This is a genomic window from Acinetobacter sp. Lyrl_1 (assembly GCF_051948795.1).
GTDB classification, from domain to species: domain Bacteria; phylum Pseudomonadota; class Gammaproteobacteria; order Pseudomonadales; family Moraxellaceae; genus Acinetobacter; species Acinetobacter towneri.
In genome coordinates this window covers 1-17497 of sequence record NZ_JAYJLK010000046.1, presented here as the reverse complement: position 1 = coordinate 17497, position 17497 = coordinate 1, and the positions used below count along the sequence as shown (strand labels likewise).

Below are 17497 nucleotides of genomic sequence, written 5' to 3'. Positions count from 1 at the left end.
TCGCTCCAGTGGATAAAAAAAAGCTCAACCATATAGGGATGGTTGAGCATAAAAAGGATGTGTATAAAAGCACATCCAGAGGGTTTGAAAATCTTGCTGCAAATGATATTTCACTGATTATTGAATACAGTGGATCATTTTCAGTACGTGAATTATGGAGTAATTTAGTCGACTATACAAATAGATTTTTCCTATTAATCCAAGACAAATATTCAATGAAAGATTCATCTTTTTTTCTTAACAATTTAAATTATCTTACTATTTTTACAATTATTTTAGAAAAATTAAAAAAACTGTCATAATTCATAACACTCAATACTGTATAAATTTTGAATAAAAGGCATTTTAAATACACCTTTATGTGATCAAAAAAACACCAATTAAACTCAACTTTTTGCTTGAATGTGTACGCGTGCTTTCATTTGTGCCAACACAATACCCGTTAAAATAATCAATCCACCGATACTGTGATAACTCCCCCACACTTCTGCCAACCAAAAATATGCAATGATAGCCGTGAAAACAGGCATCAAATTCATAAAAATACTGGTGCGATTTGGCCCTAAATATTGAACGGCCAACATCCATACCAAAGGTGCAATAATTGAAGGAAATATACCTGCATACAGCACACTTAAACCATTTTGGCTATTTAAATGATCCAAGCCGAACCACAAAATAAATGGCAGATGGTAAAGTAAGGCGAATATAATTTGCACATAAAGACTCAGCATGAGCGGCAATTTTAAATTCCATTTCTTTAAAAACACCCCATAAAAGGCGTAAAAAAATACCGCCAAAACCATGAGCATATCGCCCGCATGTCCTGTCAGCTGACTGAGTTGACGCAAATCTCCTTGTGCAATCACATACAACAAACCCGAAAATGAAATAATGCAGCCCAAAACCGCAAATCGTGTCGGAATGTCTTTTAAGATCAGCAATGAAACCAAAACCGTAAACATGGGAATAAACGCATTAATAATGCCCATATTGGTTGCAGTGGTGTAATTGGCTGCGGTATAGCTTAGACCTTGATACAGCACCAAACCAAAAGCACTAAGCACTGCCAAATGTTTCAAATGTGGACGAATCAACTCACGCTGCTGCCAAACTTTGGGCAATATCCACGGGGTTAAAATCAGAAAAGCAATCAACCAGCGATAAAAACTGATACTGACGGGTGAAATATACTCCGCCACATACCTCGTTACTGCAATATTTAAAGACCAAATCAATACCGCAATCAATGGCAATAAAATTGCCCAAAATACGCCTTTATCTGACCGTATCATGTATTCATCATCCTTGTTGTACCAAACAGCATACCTGCTGTGAAACCCTTTTCTATAACTGACTTGTGATGCAAAGTGCTAAAAACCCAGTGTCTATTTATGGCACTTTTCGCTCGATTTATCCATCAATAAAATAAAATGCAGATACGAATTACATTTTTCTGCGCAATATCACGGCTATGCGGGATTCCATCAGTGTCGTAAATTTCTTTGCTATAAAACTTGCTGTACCCAAAAATTACAGTTACAACAGTAGCGGTAAAATACAGATTCTAGGAAGCAACTATGCGCACTTCAGTTTATGACATTGCAGTAAAAACCAATCAGGGTACGGAAACCACATTAAATCAATATGCAGGAAAAGTGTTGTTGATCGTGAACGTGGCATCAAAATGTGGCTTAACCCCGCAATACGAAGGCTTACAGCAACTCTACGCAGCAAAACAGGCACAAGGCTTAGAAATTTTAGCCTTTCCATCGAATGATTTCTTGGCACAAGAACCGGGCAGCGATACAGAAATTCAGGAATTTTGCTCACTGAATTATCAGGTGAGTTTTCCATTGTTTGCTAAAATTCCAGTCGTGGGTGCAGAAAAACATCCTCTCTACACGGCTTTAACGCAAGCAATTCCTGAACGTATTGGTGAAGGCCCATGGTGGAAAGATTTGGTTGATTACGGCTTAACCCCAAATGAACCACCTGAAGTATTGTGGAACTTTGAAAAGTTTTTGGTGAATAAACAAGGTGAAGTGGTGGCGCGTTTTGCCCCAGATTTAACCGCAGATGACCCGCGCATTGTAGAAGCGATTGAGGCTGAATTGGCTAAATAATTTTTTATTCAGCAAGTTAAAGAGTTCTTTCATAAATTCTCTTTAAATCAATAATTCAGCTCCCTCATCCTCTTGCGGAATATATTCCACATCCTGAGCCATATATGGCGCAAGAGAAGGGACTATCAATATCAATTCGACATCAATTCGACGCATTACTTATGATCATTTTTCTTTTATGAAAGAAGTGTAATTCATAGGAGTTTCTTTAAAACTCCTATTTTTTTTGATTTAGACAAAAAAATTAAGATTTGTTATTGCTTTGCAACAATCTGTTTTTTATTCATATTTTCGTTTTATATTCATTCTCAATGAGTACCAAAAATCACATGAATATGAAAAATGTATCTTCGAAGACACTACTTCCGTTTGCACTATTGAGTTCTGCCTTGCTACTCAGCGCCTGTGATCAAATGAACACGCCGCAAACGCAAACAACTAATCAAGATGATTCCAGCGCATCATCCAACAGCAATACAAACCCAACCAACGCTCCATTAAGCAGTGGCAATATGTTCTATATTGTGCGCGATGTGGCTGATCTACAGCTCAAAGCAGGTCAATATGTCGAACAACTGAATCAAACCAAGTCTGAATTGCAAACCGCTGTAGATGCGCAAGATCCACAACAATTACAAATTGCAGCGACTCAATTACAACAGCAGTTACAAGGCTTCAATCAAACACTAAGCAGCCTAGACTTAAAAACACAGGAAATTGATACCATCCGTCAAAACTTATTGGCTGCCAATCAGCAAGTTTTGGCTTCACCATTTTTAAATGGACAAGTCGATTTAAGCAAAGTGGACTTTAAGAAACTGGAACAGCAAATGGGGAGTATTCAAGCTGAAATGCTAAAACTGGCGGGGATGATTTTACAAGGTGAGTCAAATCAGCCTACTGAAACTACCAATACAGCATCTTAAGCAAAGATAAGGCTTCAATTCCAAACAGCATAAAAAAAGCCACTCTTTCGAGTGGCTTTTTTCAATCTTAAACCGACAATTAAAGTGCGCGGTTTTTGATTTTGCGGATGGTTTCCAACTGTGCAGCAGTTTCTGCCAAAGCAGCCAAAGCAGCAGCAGAGTCCAAATCGCTCTTTTGATTTGCCAACAATTGTTCAGCGTGTTTACGCGCTTCAATAATTGCCGCTTCATCTAAGTTTTCTGCACGAACTGCAGTATCTGCAAGAATCGTAACAACATGCGGTTGAACTTCTAGAACGCCACCAGATACATAGATTAATTCTTCTGTACCATTTTCCAGCAGAACGCGGATTGCACCCGGCTGAAGCAAAGTTACCAGTGGTGCGTGACCCGGCATAATACCGAGTTCACCGCCAGCACCTTTTGCAATTAGCATAGTCACAGTGCCCGAGTACAAAGACTCTTTTACACTTACAACATCACATTGCATAGTCGCCATGAGAATCTCCTAAATTAGAGCTGCTAATTAAAGTTTCTCGGCTTTAGCAATCACTTCGTCAATACCACCAACCATATAGAACGCTTGTTCTGGGATATGATCGTATTCACCAGCTAGAAGACCTTTAAAGCCACGAATTGTATCTTTAAGCGGTACAAGTTTACCAGGCGCGCCAGTAAATACTTCAGCTACGTGGAACGGTTGAGAGAAGAAACGTTGGATCTTACGTGCACGGTATACAGTAAGTTTGTCTTCTTCTGACAATTCGTCCATACCAAGAATTGCGATAATGTCTTTCAATTCTTTATAACGTTGAAGAACGTTTTGAACTGAACGAGCAATTTCGTAATGCTCAGTACCAACAACTAATGGATCTAACTGACGTGAAGTTGAGTCTAGTGGATCGATCGCAGGGTAAATACCTTGAGATGCAATGTCACGGCTCAATACTACAGTTGCGTCTAAGTGCGCAAACGTTGTAGCAGGCGATGGGTCAGTTAAGTCATCGGCAGGTACGTATACAGCTTGAATAGATGTAATCGAACCAGACTTAGTTGAAGTAATACGCTCTTGAAGAACACCCATCTCTTCTGCAAGTGTAGGCTGGTAACCTACTGCAGATGGCATACGACCTAGAAGTGCTGATACTTCAGTACCTGCTAGTGTATAACGGTAGATGTTGTCTACGAACAATAATACGTCACGACCTTTACCGTTCTCGTCTTTTTGATCACGGAAGTACTCAGCCATAGTCAAACCAGTTAACGCTACGCGTAAACGGTTACCAGGTGGCTCGTTCATCTGACCGTAAACCATGGCTACTTTGTCAAGAACGTTAGAGTCTTTCATCTCGTGATAGAAGTCGTTACCTTCACGGGTACGCTCACCAACACCAGCGAATACAGATAAACCTGAGTGCGCTTTAGCGATGTTGTTGATCAACTCCATCATGTTTACGGTTTTACCAACACCCGCACCACCGAACAGACCAACTTTACCACCTTTTGCGAACGGGCAAAGTAAGTCAATGACTTTAATACCAGTTTCTAGAAGGTCAGTAGAAGCCGCTTGTTCTGCATAAGAAGGCGCTTGACGGTGAATTGGTAAACGCTCTTCAGTTGCAACTGGACCAGCTTCGTCGATAGGGCGACCAAGAACGTCCATGATACGACCAAGAGTCGCTGTACCTACTGGTACAGAGATTGGCGCGTTAGTGTTAGTTACGTTCAAACCACGCTTAAGGCCTTCAGTAGAACCCATTGCAATAGTACGAACTACGCCATCACCAAGTTGTTGCTGAACTTCTAATGTAGTTTCAGTACCGTCAACTTGGAGAGCGTCATAGATCTTAGGAACGCTGTTGCGTTCAAACTCGACGTCGATAACCGCGCCGATGATCTGAATGATACGACCGCCACTCATTGCTGTCTCCTCAATTCAAACTAATAATGTTAAACGGCAGCGGCACCACCAACGATTTCAGAAATTTCCTGAGTAATCGCGGCTTGACGCAGCTTGTTATAAATAAGTTGTAGGCTCTTGATCAGTTCACCTGCGTTGTCTGTTGCAGCTTTCATTGCAACCATACGTGCAGACTGTTCACATGCGATGTTTTCAATCACACCTTGATAAACCATAGACTCGATGTAACGAACCAATAAACCATTTAACAGCTCTTCAGCTTCTGGTTCATAGATATAATCCCAACCGTATTGACGGTTAAGAGTCTTGTTTTCTTCAGCAGCTGCTAAAGGAACAAGTTGTTCGATTTTCTGATCTTGAGTCATGGCATTTACAAAGCCATTCGATACGAGGTAAATGCGATCTAACTCGCCTTTATCGTACGCATCCAACATCACTTGCACAGAACCAGATAACTGTTCAAGACTTGGCGCATCACCTACGTTTGTAGTTGCACCAAGCACTTTACCGCCGTAGTTTTTAAAAAACGAAACCGCTTTTTGACCAATTAAAGCAAACTGAACTTCAATTGACTGCTCTTGTTGTTGCTGTACATGCTTTACAACTTTCTTGAACAAGTTAATGTTCAAGCCACCTGCCAAACCACGATCTGAAGACACGATGATATAACCAACGCGTTTTACAGGGCGTTCAATCATATAACGGTGTTTGTATTCAGGGTTCGCCTGTACCAAATGAGCAATTACACGGTGCATATTTTCGGCATACGGACGGCCTTGAGCCATGCGCTCTTGCGCACGACGCATCTTAGAAGCAGCAACCATTTGCATCGCGCGAGTAATCTTTTGCGTGCTCTTGATACTAGCAACTTTGGCGCGAATTTCTTTTAAATTTGCCATACGCTTAACCTAGTATTCGAAAGCCCTTTCAGGCTTCCGAAGGTTGATTCCGTGAACCAAACCTCTAACTAGCCAATGCTAAATTAGTAAGTTTGAGTCGCTTTAAAGCTTTCAATACCTGCTTTGATTGCAGCTTCGATGTCTTTGTTGAAATCACCAGTTTCATCGATTTGTTGCATTAACGCAGCATGTTCTGAACGGAAGTAAGAAATTAACGCAGCATCAAAGTCTACGATTTTCTTCACTTCTACGTCAGCCATGTAGCCTTCGTTAGATGCATAAACTGAAACAGCTTGGTCAGCAATTGAGTATGGCGCATATTGTTTCTGCTTCATTAACTCAGTTACACGTTGACCATGTTCAAGTTGCTTACGAGTTGCTTCGTCAAGGTCAGAAGCGAACTGAGCAAACGCTGCCAATTCACGGTATTGCGCCAAAGCGGTACGGATACCACCAGACAATTTTTTGATGATCTTAGTTTGAGCAGAACCACCAACACGCGATACAGAAATACCCGCGTTCACAGCAGGACGGATACCCGCGTTGAATAATGATGTTTCTAAGAAGATCTGACCATCTGTAATCGAAATTACGTTGGTTGGTACGAATGCAGATACGTCACCTGCTTGAGTTTCAATAATCGGCAATGCAGTTAAAGAACCAGTTTGACCTTTAACTTCACCGTTAGTGAATTTCTCAACGTAGTCAGCAGATACACGAGAAGCACGCTCGAGTAGACGCGAGTGTAGATAGAACACGTCACCCGGATAAGCTTCACGACCTGGTGGACGACGTAAAAGCAATGAAATTTGACGATACGCAACAGCTTGCTTAGACAAGTCATCATAAATGATAAGCGCGTCTTCACCACGGTCACGGAAGTATTCACCCATTGTACAGCCAGAGTACGGAGCAAGATACAACATTGCTGCTGGATCTGCCGCTGCTGCTGCAACAACAGTTGTATACGCCATAGCGCCAGTTTCTTCTAGCTTGCGTACTACGTTTGCGATAGTCGATTGTTTTTGACCAATTGCTACGTATACACACTTAATGCCAGAGTTTTTCTGAGCGATGATCGCATCGATCGCCATTGCTGTTTTACCAGTTTGACGGTCACCAATGATCAACTCACGTTGACCACGGCCTACAGGGATCATGGTATCAACTGATTTATAACCAGTTTGAACAGGTTGATCCACTGATTGACGCCAAATTACGCCTGGTGCTACTTTTTCTACAGCATCAGTTAATTTTGCATCAATAGGGCCTTTACCATCAATTGGGTTACCCAAAGCATCTACCACACGGCCTAAAAGTTCTGGACCAACCGGAACTTCTAATACACGACCTGTGCAACGTGCTTTTTGACCTTCTTGAAGGCTTAAGTAGTTACCTAAAACAACGACGCCCACTGAATCCTGTTCTAGGTTCAGTGCCATACCAAATAAGCCGCCGTCGAATTCGATCATTTCACCGTACATTGCATCAGCAAGGCCGTGAATGCGCACAATACCGTCGGATACCATAACAATGGTACCTTCGTTTTTAGCGGTCGCGCTGGTGTCCAGATCGCCGATACGCTGTTTAATGAGCGCACTGATCTCGGATGGATTCAGTTGTTGCATTGCGCTATACCTCAATCTTTTATTAGTTCAGTCTTCGCAATTAAGCTAAAAGACGTGTCCGCATTTTTTCAAGCTTGTTAAGCGCAGAATCATCTATCACTTGGTCGCCTGCACGAATAACCACACCCGCAATTAACGCTGGGTTCACTTCTACAGAAACATTTACTGCCGCAGCGAAACGTTTTTCTAACGCTTGAGCAAGAATTTGTTCTTGTACAGAAGTCAATGGGAATGCTGATTCAATCACAACATCCACAGTATTGTTATTCTGTGATTTGAGCTGTTCGTATTCTGCTTGAATTTCAGGAAGCAAAGCCAAACGGTTGTTTTCAGCAAGCAATGTCAAAAAGTTTGACACTGCTGCAGTTTGGTCTTCACCTAAAACTTTGGCAAAAATACTCACCTGCTCAGCAGGCGTAAGCTCAGGGCGATTTAAGTAAGCTGAAAATGCTTCGTCTTGCACCGCAGCACTGAGCAAGTTAAGTGCTGTTGACCAATTGTCAGTTGCACCTTGCTCAGAAGCGTAAGCAAATGCTGCTTTAGCGTATGGGCGTGCCAACGTCAAGAGTTCAGCCATAATCTGCCTCTCTCTTAAAGTTTAGCAGCCAGCTGAGTCAGCATGGCATTGTGAGCTTCTGCGTCAACTTGCTGGCTAAGAATTTTCTCTGCACCAGTTACTGCAAGCGCAGCTACTTGTTGACGTAATTCTTCGCGAGCAGAATTGATTTCTGTATCAACAGCTTCTTTCGCTTGTTGACGAATACGCTCACCTTCAGCAGATGCTTGGGTACGCGCTTCTTCTACCAATTGTGCTGCACGACGATTCGCTTGTTCGATCAATTGAGCCGCTTGTGCTTTAGCTGCATCTAATTCAGCTTTCACTTGAGCTTGCGCATCGGCAAGATCAGCTTTGGCTTTTTCAGCTGCATTTAAGCCGTCAGCAATACGACGCTGACGCTCACTAATCGCATTGATTAGTGGTGGCCATACAAACTTCATGCAGAATGCGACGAAAATCGCAAATGCAATCGCTTGGCCAAACAATGTGAGGTTGATATTCATTGCAAATTCCTCAAATAGTGAATTTCGGAATTAAGCTGATTAACCTACAAATGGATTAGCGAAGATGAAGAACAAGCCAATACCAACACCGATCATAGGCACAGCATCAAGAAGACCTGCGATTAAGAACATACGAGTTTGAAGTTGTGGAGCCAATTCTGGTTGACGAGCAACAGCTTCAAGGAAGCGACCGCCTAAAAGACCAAAACCAATCGCAGTACCTAAAGCACCGAAAGCGATCAAGATAGCAGATGCAATTGCAACTAGACCTAAAGTGAGTTCCATGATAATTCCTCAGAGGTTAGGTTTTATACCAAATTAAGTTAAAAAATTGTGTGCCCAACCGCCCGATGACAGTTAGGCCATACCATTAATGCTTTTCGCTTGCCATGCTCATGTACACGATAGTCAACATCATGAAAATGAATGCTTGTAGCGTAATAATCAAAATGTGGAAAATCGCCCAAGGCACAGACAATGCCCACTGGATCCAGAACGGTAATAACGCGATAAGAATGAAGATTAACTCACCCGCATACATGTTACCGAACAGTCGTAGAGCCAATGAAACTGGTCGCGCCAAGAAAGTAGTCAATTCCAACAATAAGTTGAATGGAATTAAAAGCACTTTAGCAACTGGATTACTTGGGTTGAATGGGTTAAGTGCCAACTCACCAACGAAGCCGCCAACACCTTTCTCACGAATACTATAGAAAATAATTAAGAAGAATACAGAAATAGACATACCTAAGGTAATGTTTGGATCTGTAGTCGGAACAATTTTAAAGTAAACCTGATGAGGGTCCACACCCAGCATAGATGCAATCGCCTGTTGAGCTACATAAGGAATAAAGTCAACAGGGATTAAATCCATCAAGTTCATGAGGAAAATCCACACGAAAATGGTTAATGCTAAGGGTGCAATTAATCGAGACTTCCCATGGAAGGTATCACGTACACTTGAATCCACAAACTCGATAATCACTTCAATTACTGACTGGAATTTACCAGGCACGCCTGAATTTGCAGCTTTCGCAACAATCCAGAACAATAAACAGAAGATCAGACCAAGTCCGATAGACCAACCCATTGAATCCAAGTGAATAGCAGTGAACCCCATCTGTTGAGCTTCTTCAGCAGACTCAGCCAACTTCCATGAACCGTCTGGCATTTTGCCATAGGTCATATTGGTCAAGTGATGCTTGATATACTCGGTCGAAGTAAGGGCATGTTCTTCAGCAGCCATAAATCACACCTGGTCAATGTAAAAAAACTAATAGAACAAACGAACATCGCGTGCTGCTTGATATCTCGCCTATTCCTGAAAAACTTTTCAATTTTTGCTGCGTTTAGACTCGTTTTTGTAATCGTGACACCCAAAATGGCGCAACCCACGACATGCTTTGAACGAGCATAAAACCACAAAACAATGCCACCGGGGATAACGGCTGTACATTGCTTAAAATTAAAATGAATCCTACGATCACGATTGCAAACTTACCGAGCATTCCTCTATACATGTTCGAAAGAACCTGTCTGGACGCTCGTGCACCTGCTGCTCGAAACGACTGCCATGAAAAATAACAACTTGCCAACCAACAAACACTAGCACCAAGTGCAGCGCTTAAGGCAGCCGTTGAGTCTTTCAAGACCCACGCTATCAGGGCTGAAACTGGAATCATGAATGCTTGTAAGAAGACCAAAGCTTTAGCTAATCGTCGGTCAATCAAGCGACTAGTTCGGCTCATTTTTTTATCCACTCACAGCATTAATGCTTGACAAGTTCAACTGATGATCGTTTTTTATCGCAGGCATTATAGAGTTAGCCCCCTGAACATGCAATCGTTTCCCGACCTTAGTCGTGTTTTTTTGCATGTTTGTCTCGGAATTGTCATATTTCAATTTTGCTTAAAAAACGCATCATTTTCGTGCATTTAATACACAAGCCTTGGTTTGCTTGGCTAATTGCTGCCACGCTTGCACAAAATCATCTGCACCGCGCATGCTTTCATCGACCTTTTGAAACACAATTGGATTCAATTTCATATACTGATTTTTACTGGCATGACCTTCTGCAAGCAGGCACATTTTTGGATTTGGTCGGTGATCGTTCAAATATTTAATTTGTGCGACTGTTGGCGCAATATGCGGATCATTGGTCATCGACCCAGAAAATTCTAAATTTAAGGCACGTTCTAAATATTGATAGGCATCGTGATAAGCCCAATATGGCTGTACTGCAGTTTGAGTCCGAAACTGACTTGCACTTTTGAATAAACTCTGTGCGAAGGCACGTGCGTTGTTCCAATAAGCATCGCGATGTTCAGGCATTTGCTGAGAACGTAACGCGGCAATAAAGAAGCCGATACGCACCGCATTGTTTGGGTCTAGCCAGACATGGCTGTCTACTGTATTTTTTAATGCTGCACCACGTTCTGAACGCTGCGGCAAAGTTTTCATAATGCCCGTATCTAATAAAGCAATCGCTTTAGGATTTTGATGTAATACACGTTCTAGCGGTGCTTCATGCGCCTTACCTAGCCAAATAATTAAATCCGCATCTTGGATGATTTTTCGATGTGCAGGCGTGAGCGATACATCATGCCCTGTTTGATCTGCCAGTAATAACGTGGGTGTTTCGATATTTTGCGTGACTTTTTGGGCAATCAAATAGATAGGATGGGTAGACACCACCAAAGCCTGCGCCATGCTGACAGTACTGCATAACGCTAAAAGACAGAAACTAAATAAACGAAACATTGCGGCATATCACGAAAAATCGACAAATGTTATAATATAACAAATTTATAAAAATACCTACGTATAATCGAAACTAATAACGCTTCATGCTAAGATTTACTGTCGTTTTTCTTTTAAAGTTCAACTGGGGTGGCTATGAGCTTATGTTCGCACGAGCATCACAATGCATTACATGGCGTTCACGACCATCACAATGTCGATCAACGTCTTGCCGAAGCTGAAAGTTTATGTGCGGCAACAGGTGCTCGTTTAACACCGCTACGTAAAGAAGTGTTGGAACTCATTCTCAAGGCATCTGCACCAATGGGTGCTTATGATTTATTGGCGAAAATTAAAAGTGAGTCTGATCGTCCTGCAGCACCGCCAACGGTGTACCGTACTTTGGATTTTTTACTGGAAAAAGGACTAATTCACCGTTTGACTTCAATCAATGCCTATATTCCTTGCTGTCATCCACGTGAAGGACACCAAGCGGCTTTTTTGATCTGTACTGAATGTAAAGTCGTTAAAGAAGCTTCAGCGCAAGGTTTATTAGAGCAATTAGATCAGTTGGCAGCCTCTGACCGCTTTAGCCCGCATCACAGCATTATTGAGATTTCTGGAAAATGTCAGCAGTGCAACAGCAAATAACCACTGCACCGCTCATCGCCTTGCACAATATTCAGGTGCGAATAGATGAGCGCGATATTTTAAAAAATGTCGATTTTGAATTACATGCACGTGAAATTGTCACGCTAATTGGCCCCAATGGCGCAGGAAAATCGACTCTAATTAAAGTCTTGCTTGGCATTGTCAAACCAAATGCAGGCAAGCTCGTAAATGCTCGCAAATTGACCTTTTCTTATGTGCCGCAAAAGTTTAATCCTTCACACAGCTTGCCTTTAAGAGTGAAAGATTTACTGGCTTTAGAAAAATGCCCAGACGCAATTAAAGCAGAAATTATCCGCGATACTGGCATTGCCAAACTGCAAGATTCAAAAGTACAACAACTGTCTGGTGGTGAGCGGCAACGGGTGCTATTGGCACGCGCCTTATTACGTCAACCTGATGTTTTGGTACTGGATGAGCCGATGCAAGGACTAGATATTCAGTCCGAAGCTGAACTGTATGACTATGTGCGCAACTTACCGAGCAAATATGGCTGTGCGGTGTTGATGGTGTCGCATGATTTGCAATGGGTCATGCAAGGTACGCATCGTGTGGTATGTTTAAATAAACACATTTGCTGTAGCGGTTTGCCCGAAAATGTACAGCAACATCCTGAATACCAAGCTATTTTTGGAACCAATCGGGTGTTTTATCAACATCACCATGAACACTGCGCCCATGGCGATCATGCCGAGCCTTGTCAGCATGATTCACGACCTCATATTCACCCTGAACCGGAAGCTTAACCCATGATGGATTGGCTACAATTGCTGTTACCTGCATGGATCATGGGCAGTTTATTGGTATTTTTGACCGCCCCACTTGGCTGTTTAATGCTGTGGCGACGCATGTCCTTTTTTGCCGATACGATGGCGCATGGCACTTTATTGGGTGTGGCAATTGCAGGCGCGTTAAGTTTACCTCTGTGGATGGGCGTGACATTCTTGGCATTATTATTGGTGGGTGTTTTGTGGATTTTACATGATCCACGGTTGCCGAATGATGCATTATTGGCGCTCTGCTCTGCGACCTTGCTCTGTTCAGGTTTGCTCTTTATTCAACATATTCCGAGTTTGCGTCCTGAGTTGCTGAGCTATTTATTTGGCGATTTACTCACCATTTCATGGGCAGATTTACCCGTATTTGCTTTGGTCATTATTGCAGCCTTAGCGGTACTCTATAAGTTTTGGCAGGCTCAAATTCAAATTGCAATTGACCCTGATATTGCGGTTAGTGAAGGCGTGAATGCCCAATGGCAACGCCTGATTTTTATGTTGTTGTTGGCATTATTTACGGTATTGGCTTTACGTGCAGTCGGCTCTTTATTGATGGGCGCATTGCTGGTGATTCCCGCCTTAACCGCACGTTTATTGGCTCACTCGCCTAAACAAATGGTGATTTGGGCATTTATTGTGGCGCAAATTGCAGTCAGCGTAGGTTTATGGTCAAGTGCAGGCTTAAACATTTCAACAGGTTTAAGCATTGTGATGACTATGGCGATCATTTTTGCGGTGATTTTTAGCGTGCAAAAAGTCAGAACGATGGCTTAGTTTTTCGTTAATGAATATCTATATTTTTGTATTGCAGCAATGAGCATTACGACCAAAAATGGCAGTATATACGCTATCCACAGTGCTATATCACTATGAATCACTTGCTGTAAAAGACTCAATTGCTGCTGACTTTCTGAAACAGCATTCCAATCTATCTTTTGTAGATAAAACATTGCATGAATGGCAATCAACAACACAGCCGTAATATTAATCAACACCACACTTTGCCACACCGTATGTTTAAAATAAGTTTGCAAGGCGGCAAATACAAAAGAAAAAATCAAATTGATACTCAAATGTGCCATCAAAGCAATTGGCCAAAACACGCTATCTACTGAAAACTGAATTGCTAATCCAATTGCAATTAAAGTTGAAAAACTTAAAAGCAACATGCTGATCCACCAATGTTGCCAATAAAGTGCTCGCGGAATACATTTTATTTTCAACGTATGTCTCAATCTATTTTTATAATTACAGCGTACACTTTTGTGTAATTGAAGACATTACTGATGCACCAAACTCAACAAAAACGCAGCACCTGCAAACAATGCAGCAAAAGTACGATTCATAAATTTTTGCTGCTTCGGTGATCTTAACAAACGCAAAACTTTTGCAGCCAAGCCCGTATAGCCCGCCATCACAATCAAATCAATACTAATCATGGTCAGTGCCATAATTGCATATTGCGTCCATTGCGGTTTAGATAAATCTAAAAATTGCGGTAAAACTGCCAATAAAAACACAATTGCTTTGGGATTGCTCATATTGACCAGAAAGCCGTACATCACCAATTTTCCAGCAGATTTTCGCGTCAGCTCATGCTGAATTTCAATCGACTGTGTAGGCGCTGCCCATTGCAAATACGCCAGATATAACAAATATGCCACACCAAACCATTTCACAATTAGAAATGCCCAAGGTGTTGTCGCAAATAATACCCCTGCCCCTGCGGCTACAATCGCGATTTGCAATAATAAAGCGAGTTGTAGACCAATCGCATTCCAATACCCATGTCGAAAACCATAATTCAAACCACTCGACATAGATGCTATTGCACCCGCGCCAGGTGAAACACTAATCACCCAACAGGCCAACATAAACGCAATCCAAACTTGATAAGACATATATCGCCGCTTTTCACAAGACAGTGCATTATATGATATTTCACTTAATCTCATGACTAAAAACGTTGAATAAAATCGGGTTCAGGCTATTAAGCCTGCATGCAATCAGGCACAATAAAGTCAACTTTATAGAAAACAACAAATTTTCAGGAGCTATACATGACTGCCCAATCTGTAATTTTGCCACTACCTTCAGATCATGCTCGCTTTCTTGTACTTCGTTTAAAAGACTTAAGCATTACTGAGTTAAAAGAAAAATTGGCTGACTTGTTTAGCACACGGGATCGTTTGATTACCCAACATCCACATGCCCAAATTAAAACTGGCGTTGCTTTTGGCCCTGAACTTTGGGCACAGCTCTATCAGCAATCTCCAGAGGGTTTTAAACAATTACAACCAATTCAAGGTGCGTACCCAATGCCTGTCGTGCCTGCCGATGTGATCATTCACCTCGCCAGTACACGTGCGGATATTTGCTTTGCACTCAGTCAGGCATTCTTTGAGGGGATTCAAGACAAAATTGATGTCTTGGATGAACGGGTCTGTTTCCGTTATTTTGATGGACGCGACATGACGGGCTTTATTGATGGTACCGAAAATCCACAATTTCCAGATGATCGTGCCGAAGTTGCACTTTTAGGCGAAGATGCAGGCGTGTTTGCCGATGGTTCTTTTATTTTTGCACAGCGCTATTGCCACGATTTAGAAAAATGGAAAAAGCTGAAAGTCGATGCTCAGGAACACGTGATTGGTCGTACCAAACTTGAATCTATTGAGTTGGATGACGAGGTTCAACCTGAGAACTCGCACGTGTCGCGTACTGTGGTTGAAGATGATGCAGGCGATGAGATGGAAATTTTGCGTCACTCGCTGCCTTATGGCGATGGTCAGGGTGATCAAGGCTTATTCTTTATTGCCTACACCAAAGATTTGAGCATTATTGATGCCATGTTAGAGCGTATGTTTGGCACGTCTGGTGATGGCATCCATGACCGTTTACTGCACTTTGTGACTGCTCTAGACGGTGCATATTACTTTGCCCCAAGTGAAGAGTTATTAGAAGAAGTGATGGAAGGTTGATCAAAGCTATCATGAAGTTGCTACAAAGCGACTTCATGAGGATTATCCTATACATCAAATAACATCGGACAGCATAATATATGCCTTTACCACTCCATTTTTTTTACTAATATAATCAATACTTAGGAAAAAATTATCTTTGTTTTTTGCAATATGGTTTATTTTGACTCGATCCCCTTGGATGAGATAAGACTTTTTCCGAATAAAATAACGATCAAACAAGAATGCTTTAGGAGAAGTTATCATCAGATTTTGAATCTCTCTTCCTAAGTCATCTTTAAGCACATAAACTTTATAACCATTTAAAAAATAAGTACTTATATTTATGTTTGGAGCCAAAGATTTCCATTCCTCTTGTCTTGAATAGCTTCCAGACTTTAATGTATAGATTCTTTTGTAGCTGATTGCTCCATCTTTGAACCTTTCAATAATCTGATTATTTATAAATTCAGGATCATACAAAGGACTTAAATAAAATTCTTTTGCCTTCAGGGAAGAAATTTCAAATATTCGATACTGCCCACTTGGATTACAGTCTTCAGTATAATTGACCACTACATATTTTTTTAAAGGAATACCCAAATACTCTACTGAAAAAGCATCTTTATCAAAACAATAGTCTTTTTTATTAAATAATAAGAAATTTTCTCCGTTTTCATTATAATAAATACTATTTTTTTCTTTAATCAATATTTCTTCTGCCGATACATAACAAGTAAAAAGCAATAAAAAAAATAGATAAAATTTATTTAAACCCATCTCTTTTCTCAACCTCTTTTAATATTTTTATAAATAATTTTTTTCTTTCAGCCATACCATTATTTCCACCGTTTATTCTCCTACTAACAGATTCAACAACTTTTAAATGATAGTTATCACTATAAGTGCCATTTAAATCTTTATATCCTTTGTGAATTAAACTATCAGCATTTTTAAATACATTAAAAGCCCAGACTGAGCTATCTACAGCATGAAATAAATCATCACAGAGTAATTCCGGATTATTAACCACGTCAATTCCAGAATAGCTTTTATATTTTTTATACGCACTTTTCCAAGTTAGCTGAATTAAGCCTCGCCCTTTGTATTTAGGGCCATCTCCTAAAGATGTGTTTCCTTCAGCCAAAATTTGTTTTCTTCTTCTACATGCTCGGCTTTTTTTTATATCACAAACAGATGGTGGAAAATTTGAAATATCATAATCCTTACCGCTCGCATACTCAATCAATGTATTAAAATGATCACACTCATGATAAATTTGTGCTAAAAAATGACATAACATTAATTTGTCTTTAAGATTATGCTTAATTAGGCTTTTGTTTAACTCTATAACAAATTTTTCAGGTGGAGTATTATGTGTCGATCGCCCTTTCATTACACGATGAGAAAATAGTTTATTAGAGCCATAAACAGCTTTAAAAAAACTTAATGAAACTATCTCCTCTAAATTATACTTGATACTTTTCTCAATACTCGGCCTACCCTCTGCCGTGATACCTTTAACAACCTCCACATCCAAACGCAATTCAACCGCATCTGCACGCATTCTTTTTGCACTATAAGTCACAGGGCTTAAAGCATCCCCATTCGGCTTTAATACTCTAAATTGCAAACGCTGCCCCACCATACTGAACAATGGAGTACTGCCATTTAAAATGGTAATTATCTGTTTTTTACCCGTATCCAACATCAACATTTCAATATCAGTTGGAGTTTCAATTAACTGCTCACCTGTTCTATCTTTTAGTTTTAATTCAGATCGGCTTTTGA

General features: G+C 40.9%; 22 protein-coding genes. 7 read left to right on the top strand and 15 right to left on the bottom strand.

Annotated elements, in window-relative coordinates; all coding sequences use genetic code 11:
* On the top strand, window positions 1–302 hold a 302-nt coding region (locus tag VF675_RS11945), incomplete at its 5' end, for a hypothetical protein (protein ID WP_440205278.1).
* Between the two features lie 84 nt (window positions 303–386).
* Here VF675_RS11945 and VF675_RS11940 read toward each other — a convergent pair.
* On the bottom strand, window positions 387–1295 hold the full coding sequence (locus tag VF675_RS11940; protein ID WP_440205277.1) for a DMT family transporter: 909 nt from the start codon (window positions 1293–1295) through the stop codon (window positions 387–389).
* A 285-nt stretch (window positions 1296–1580) separates the two neighbouring features.
* On the opposite strand from VF675_RS11940, the gene VF675_RS11935 reads away from it, so the two are divergent.
* Together VF675_RS11935 and VF675_RS11930 are read left to right on the top strand one after the other, a co-directional pair.
* Window positions 1581–2126 carry a glutathione peroxidase gene (locus VF675_RS11935; protein WP_004970127.1) on the top strand — a complete coding sequence of 182 codons (546 nt, stop codon included), beginning with the start codon at window positions 1581–1583 and terminating at the stop codon, window positions 2124–2126.
* A gap of 335 nt (window positions 2127–2461) precedes the next feature.
* Complete coding sequence (locus VF675_RS11930) at window positions 2462–3052, top strand: hypothetical protein (protein WP_136144381.1); 591 nt, start codon at window positions 2462–2464, stop codon at window positions 3050–3052.
* A 79-nt stretch (window positions 3053–3131) separates the two neighbouring features.
* Here VF675_RS11930 and VF675_RS11925 read toward each other — a convergent pair whose 3' ends face one another.
* The 10 genes from VF675_RS11925 to VF675_RS11880 form a co-directional block, all read right to left on the bottom strand.
* A complete protein-coding gene (locus tag VF675_RS11925) occupies window positions 3132–3551 on the bottom strand; it encodes a F0F1 ATP synthase subunit epsilon (RefSeq protein ID WP_004970132.1) in 420 nt (139 codons plus the stop codon).
* 27 nt (window positions 3552–3578) lie between these two features.
* The gene (gene atpD / locus VF675_RS11920) at window positions 3579–4973 is read right to left on the bottom strand and encodes a F0F1 ATP synthase subunit beta (RefSeq protein ID WP_004970134.1); all 1395 of its coding nucleotides are present in this window, start codon (window positions 4971–4973) and stop codon (window positions 3579–3581) included.
* Between the two features lie 29 nt (window positions 4974–5002).
* Window positions 5003–5872, bottom strand: coding sequence for a F0F1 ATP synthase subunit gamma (gene atpG, locus VF675_RS11915; protein WP_096902733.1), 870 nt, complete (start codon window positions 5870–5872; stop codon window positions 5003–5005).
* Between the two features lie 83 nt (window positions 5873–5955).
* On the bottom strand, window positions 5956–7500 hold the full coding sequence (gene atpA / locus VF675_RS11910; protein WP_019837172.1) for a F0F1 ATP synthase subunit alpha: 1545 nt from the start codon (window positions 7498–7500) through the stop codon (window positions 5956–5958).
* Between the two features lie 40 nt (window positions 7501–7540).
* A complete protein-coding gene (locus tag VF675_RS11905) occupies window positions 7541–8077 on the bottom strand; it encodes a F0F1 ATP synthase subunit delta (RefSeq protein WP_004970141.1) in 537 nt (178 codons plus the stop codon).
* Between the two features lie 14 nt (window positions 8078–8091).
* Window positions 8092–8562 (bottom strand): F0F1 ATP synthase subunit B, encoded by a 471-nt coding sequence (locus VF675_RS11900; protein WP_004970142.1) that lies wholly within the window; start codon window positions 8560–8562, stop codon window positions 8092–8094.
* 39 nt (window positions 8563–8601) lie between these two features.
* Window positions 8602–8847: a F0F1 ATP synthase subunit C gene (gene atpE / locus VF675_RS11895; RefSeq protein ID WP_000424060.1), complete on the bottom strand. Its 246-nt coding sequence runs from the start codon at window positions 8845–8847 to the stop codon at window positions 8602–8604.
* Between the two features lie 85 nt (window positions 8848–8932).
* On the bottom strand, window positions 8933–9808 hold the full coding sequence (gene atpB, locus VF675_RS11890) for a F0F1 ATP synthase subunit A (protein WP_004970145.1): 876 nt from the start codon (window positions 9806–9808) through the stop codon (window positions 8933–8935).
* Window positions 9809–9911: 103 nt separating this feature from the next.
* Window positions 9912–10310, bottom strand: coding sequence for an ATP synthase subunit I (locus VF675_RS11885; protein ID WP_004970147.1), 399 nt, complete (start codon window positions 10308–10310; stop codon window positions 9912–9914).
* Between the two features lie 172 nt (window positions 10311–10482).
* Entirely contained in the window at window positions 10483–11322 is an 840-nt protein-coding gene (locus tag VF675_RS11880) for a metal ABC transporter solute-binding protein, Zn/Mn family (protein WP_440205276.1), read from the bottom strand.
* Between the two features lie 135 nt (window positions 11323–11457).
* On the opposite strand from VF675_RS11880, the gene VF675_RS11875 reads away from it, so the two are divergent.
* The 3 genes from VF675_RS11875 to znuB are packed head-to-tail and all read left to right on the top strand — an operon-like array spanning window position 11458 to window position 13520.
* Window positions 11458–11952, top strand: coding sequence for a transcriptional repressor (locus VF675_RS11875; RefSeq protein WP_004970151.1), 495 nt, complete (start codon window positions 11458–11460; stop codon window positions 11950–11952).
* Window positions 11928–12716, top strand: a complete 789-nt coding sequence (gene znuC, locus VF675_RS11870; protein WP_131261255.1) for a zinc ABC transporter ATP-binding protein ZnuC — start codon at window positions 11928–11930, stop codon at window positions 12714–12716. Before VF675_RS11875 ends, znuC begins: the two co-directional genes overlap by 25 nt.
* A gap of 3 nt (window positions 12717–12719) precedes the next feature.
* Window positions 12720–13520 (top strand): zinc ABC transporter permease subunit ZnuB, encoded by an 801-nt coding sequence (znuB, locus tag VF675_RS11865; RefSeq protein ID WP_136144783.1) that lies wholly within the window; start codon window positions 12720–12722, stop codon window positions 13518–13520.
* On the opposite strand, the gene VF675_RS11860 is transcribed toward znuB, so the two are convergent.
* Together VF675_RS11860 and VF675_RS11855 are read right to left on the bottom strand one after the other, a co-directional pair.
* Window positions 13517–13915, bottom strand: a complete 399-nt coding sequence (locus tag VF675_RS11860; protein ID WP_136144785.1) for a hypothetical protein — start codon at window positions 13913–13915, stop codon at window positions 13517–13519. The two genes, znuB and VF675_RS11860, sit on opposite strands and share 4 nt — an antisense overlap.
* Before the next feature lie 111 nt (window positions 13916–14026).
* A complete protein-coding gene (locus VF675_RS11855) occupies window positions 14027–14647 on the bottom strand; it encodes a LysE family transporter (RefSeq protein ID WP_346791915.1) in 621 nt (206 codons plus the stop codon).
* Between the two features lie 159 nt (window positions 14648–14806).
* Between VF675_RS11855 and VF675_RS11850 the strand changes: the two genes are divergently transcribed.
* Window positions 14807–15727 (top strand): Dyp-type peroxidase, encoded by a 921-nt coding sequence (locus tag VF675_RS11850; protein WP_440205275.1) that lies wholly within the window; start codon window positions 14807–14809, stop codon window positions 15725–15727.
* Window positions 15728–15781: 54 nt separating this feature from the next.
* On the opposite strand, the gene VF675_RS11845 is transcribed toward VF675_RS11850, so the two are convergent.
* Together VF675_RS11845 and VF675_RS11840 are read right to left on the bottom strand one after the other, a co-directional pair.
* Entirely contained in the window at window positions 15782–16486 is a 705-nt protein-coding gene (locus VF675_RS11845) for a hypothetical protein (RefSeq protein ID WP_440205274.1), read from the bottom strand.
* The coding region (locus VF675_RS11840) for a glycoside hydrolase family 19 protein (protein ID WP_440205273.1) at window positions 16473–17497 on the bottom strand (1025 nt) is incomplete at its 5' end. The genes VF675_RS11845 and VF675_RS11840, both read right to left, overlap by 14 nt.

Coding starts and splice junctions, on each gene's coding strand:
- VF675_RS11940 (WP_440205277.1), bottom strand. CDS start 1,295: ATGATACGGTCAGATAAAGGCGTATTTTGGGCAATTTTATTGCCATTG.
- VF675_RS11935 (WP_004970127.1), top strand. CDS start 1,581: ATGCGCACTTCAGTTTATGACATTGCAGTAAAAACCAATCAGGGTACG.
- VF675_RS11930 (WP_136144381.1), top strand. CDS start 2,462: ATGAAAAATGTATCTTCGAAGACACTACTTCCGTTTGCACTATTGAGT.
- VF675_RS11925 (WP_004970132.1), bottom strand. CDS start 3,551: ATGGCGACTATGCAATGTGATGTTGTAAGTGTAAAAGAGTCTTTGTAC.
- atpD (WP_004970134.1), bottom strand. CDS start 4,973: ATGAGTGGCGGTCGTATCATTCAGATCATCGGCGCGGTTATCGACGTC.
- atpG (WP_096902733.1), bottom strand. CDS start 5,872: ATGGCAAATTTAAAAGAAATTCGCGCCAAAGTTGCTAGTATCAAGAGC.
- atpA (WP_019837172.1), bottom strand. CDS start 7,500: ATGCAACAACTGAATCCATCCGAGATCAGTGCGCTCATTAAACAGCGT.
- VF675_RS11905 (WP_004970141.1), bottom strand. CDS start 8,077: ATGGCTGAACTCTTGACGTTGGCACGCCCATACGCTAAAGCAGCATTT.
- VF675_RS11900 (WP_004970142.1), bottom strand. CDS start 8,562: ATGAATATCAACCTCACATTGTTTGGCCAAGCGATTGCATTTGCGATT.
- atpE (WP_000424060.1), bottom strand. CDS start 8,847: ATGGAACTCACTTTAGGTCTAGTTGCAATTGCATCTGCTATCTTGATC.
- atpB (WP_004970145.1), bottom strand. CDS start 9,808: ATGGCTGCTGAAGAACATGCCCTTACTTCGACCGAGTATATCAAGCAT.
- VF675_RS11885 (WP_004970147.1), bottom strand. CDS start 10,310: ATGAGCCGAACTAGTCGCTTGATTGACCGACGATTAGCTAAAGCTTTG.
- VF675_RS11880 (WP_440205276.1), bottom strand. CDS start 11,322: ATGTTTCGTTTATTTAGTTTCTGTCTTTTAGCGTTATGCAGTACTGTC.
- VF675_RS11875 (WP_004970151.1), top strand. CDS start 11,458: ATGAGCTTATGTTCGCACGAGCATCACAATGCATTACATGGCGTTCAC.
- znuC (WP_131261255.1), top strand. CDS start 11,928: ATGTCAGCAGTGCAACAGCAAATAACCACTGCACCGCTCATCGCCTTG.
- znuB (WP_136144783.1), top strand. CDS start 12,720: ATGATGGATTGGCTACAATTGCTGTTACCTGCATGGATCATGGGCAGT.
- VF675_RS11860 (WP_136144785.1), bottom strand. CDS start 13,915: ATGTTGCTTTTAAGTTTTTCAACTTTAATTGCAATTGGATTAGCAATT.
- VF675_RS11855 (WP_346791915.1), bottom strand. CDS start 14,647: ATGTCTTATCAAGTTTGGATTGCGTTTATGTTGGCCTGTTGGGTGATT.
- VF675_RS11850 (WP_440205275.1), top strand. CDS start 14,807: ATGACTGCCCAATCTGTAATTTTGCCACTACCTTCAGATCATGCTCGC.
- VF675_RS11845 (WP_440205274.1), bottom strand. CDS start 16,486: ATGGGTTTAAATAAATTTTATCTATTTTTTTTATTGCTTTTTACTTGT.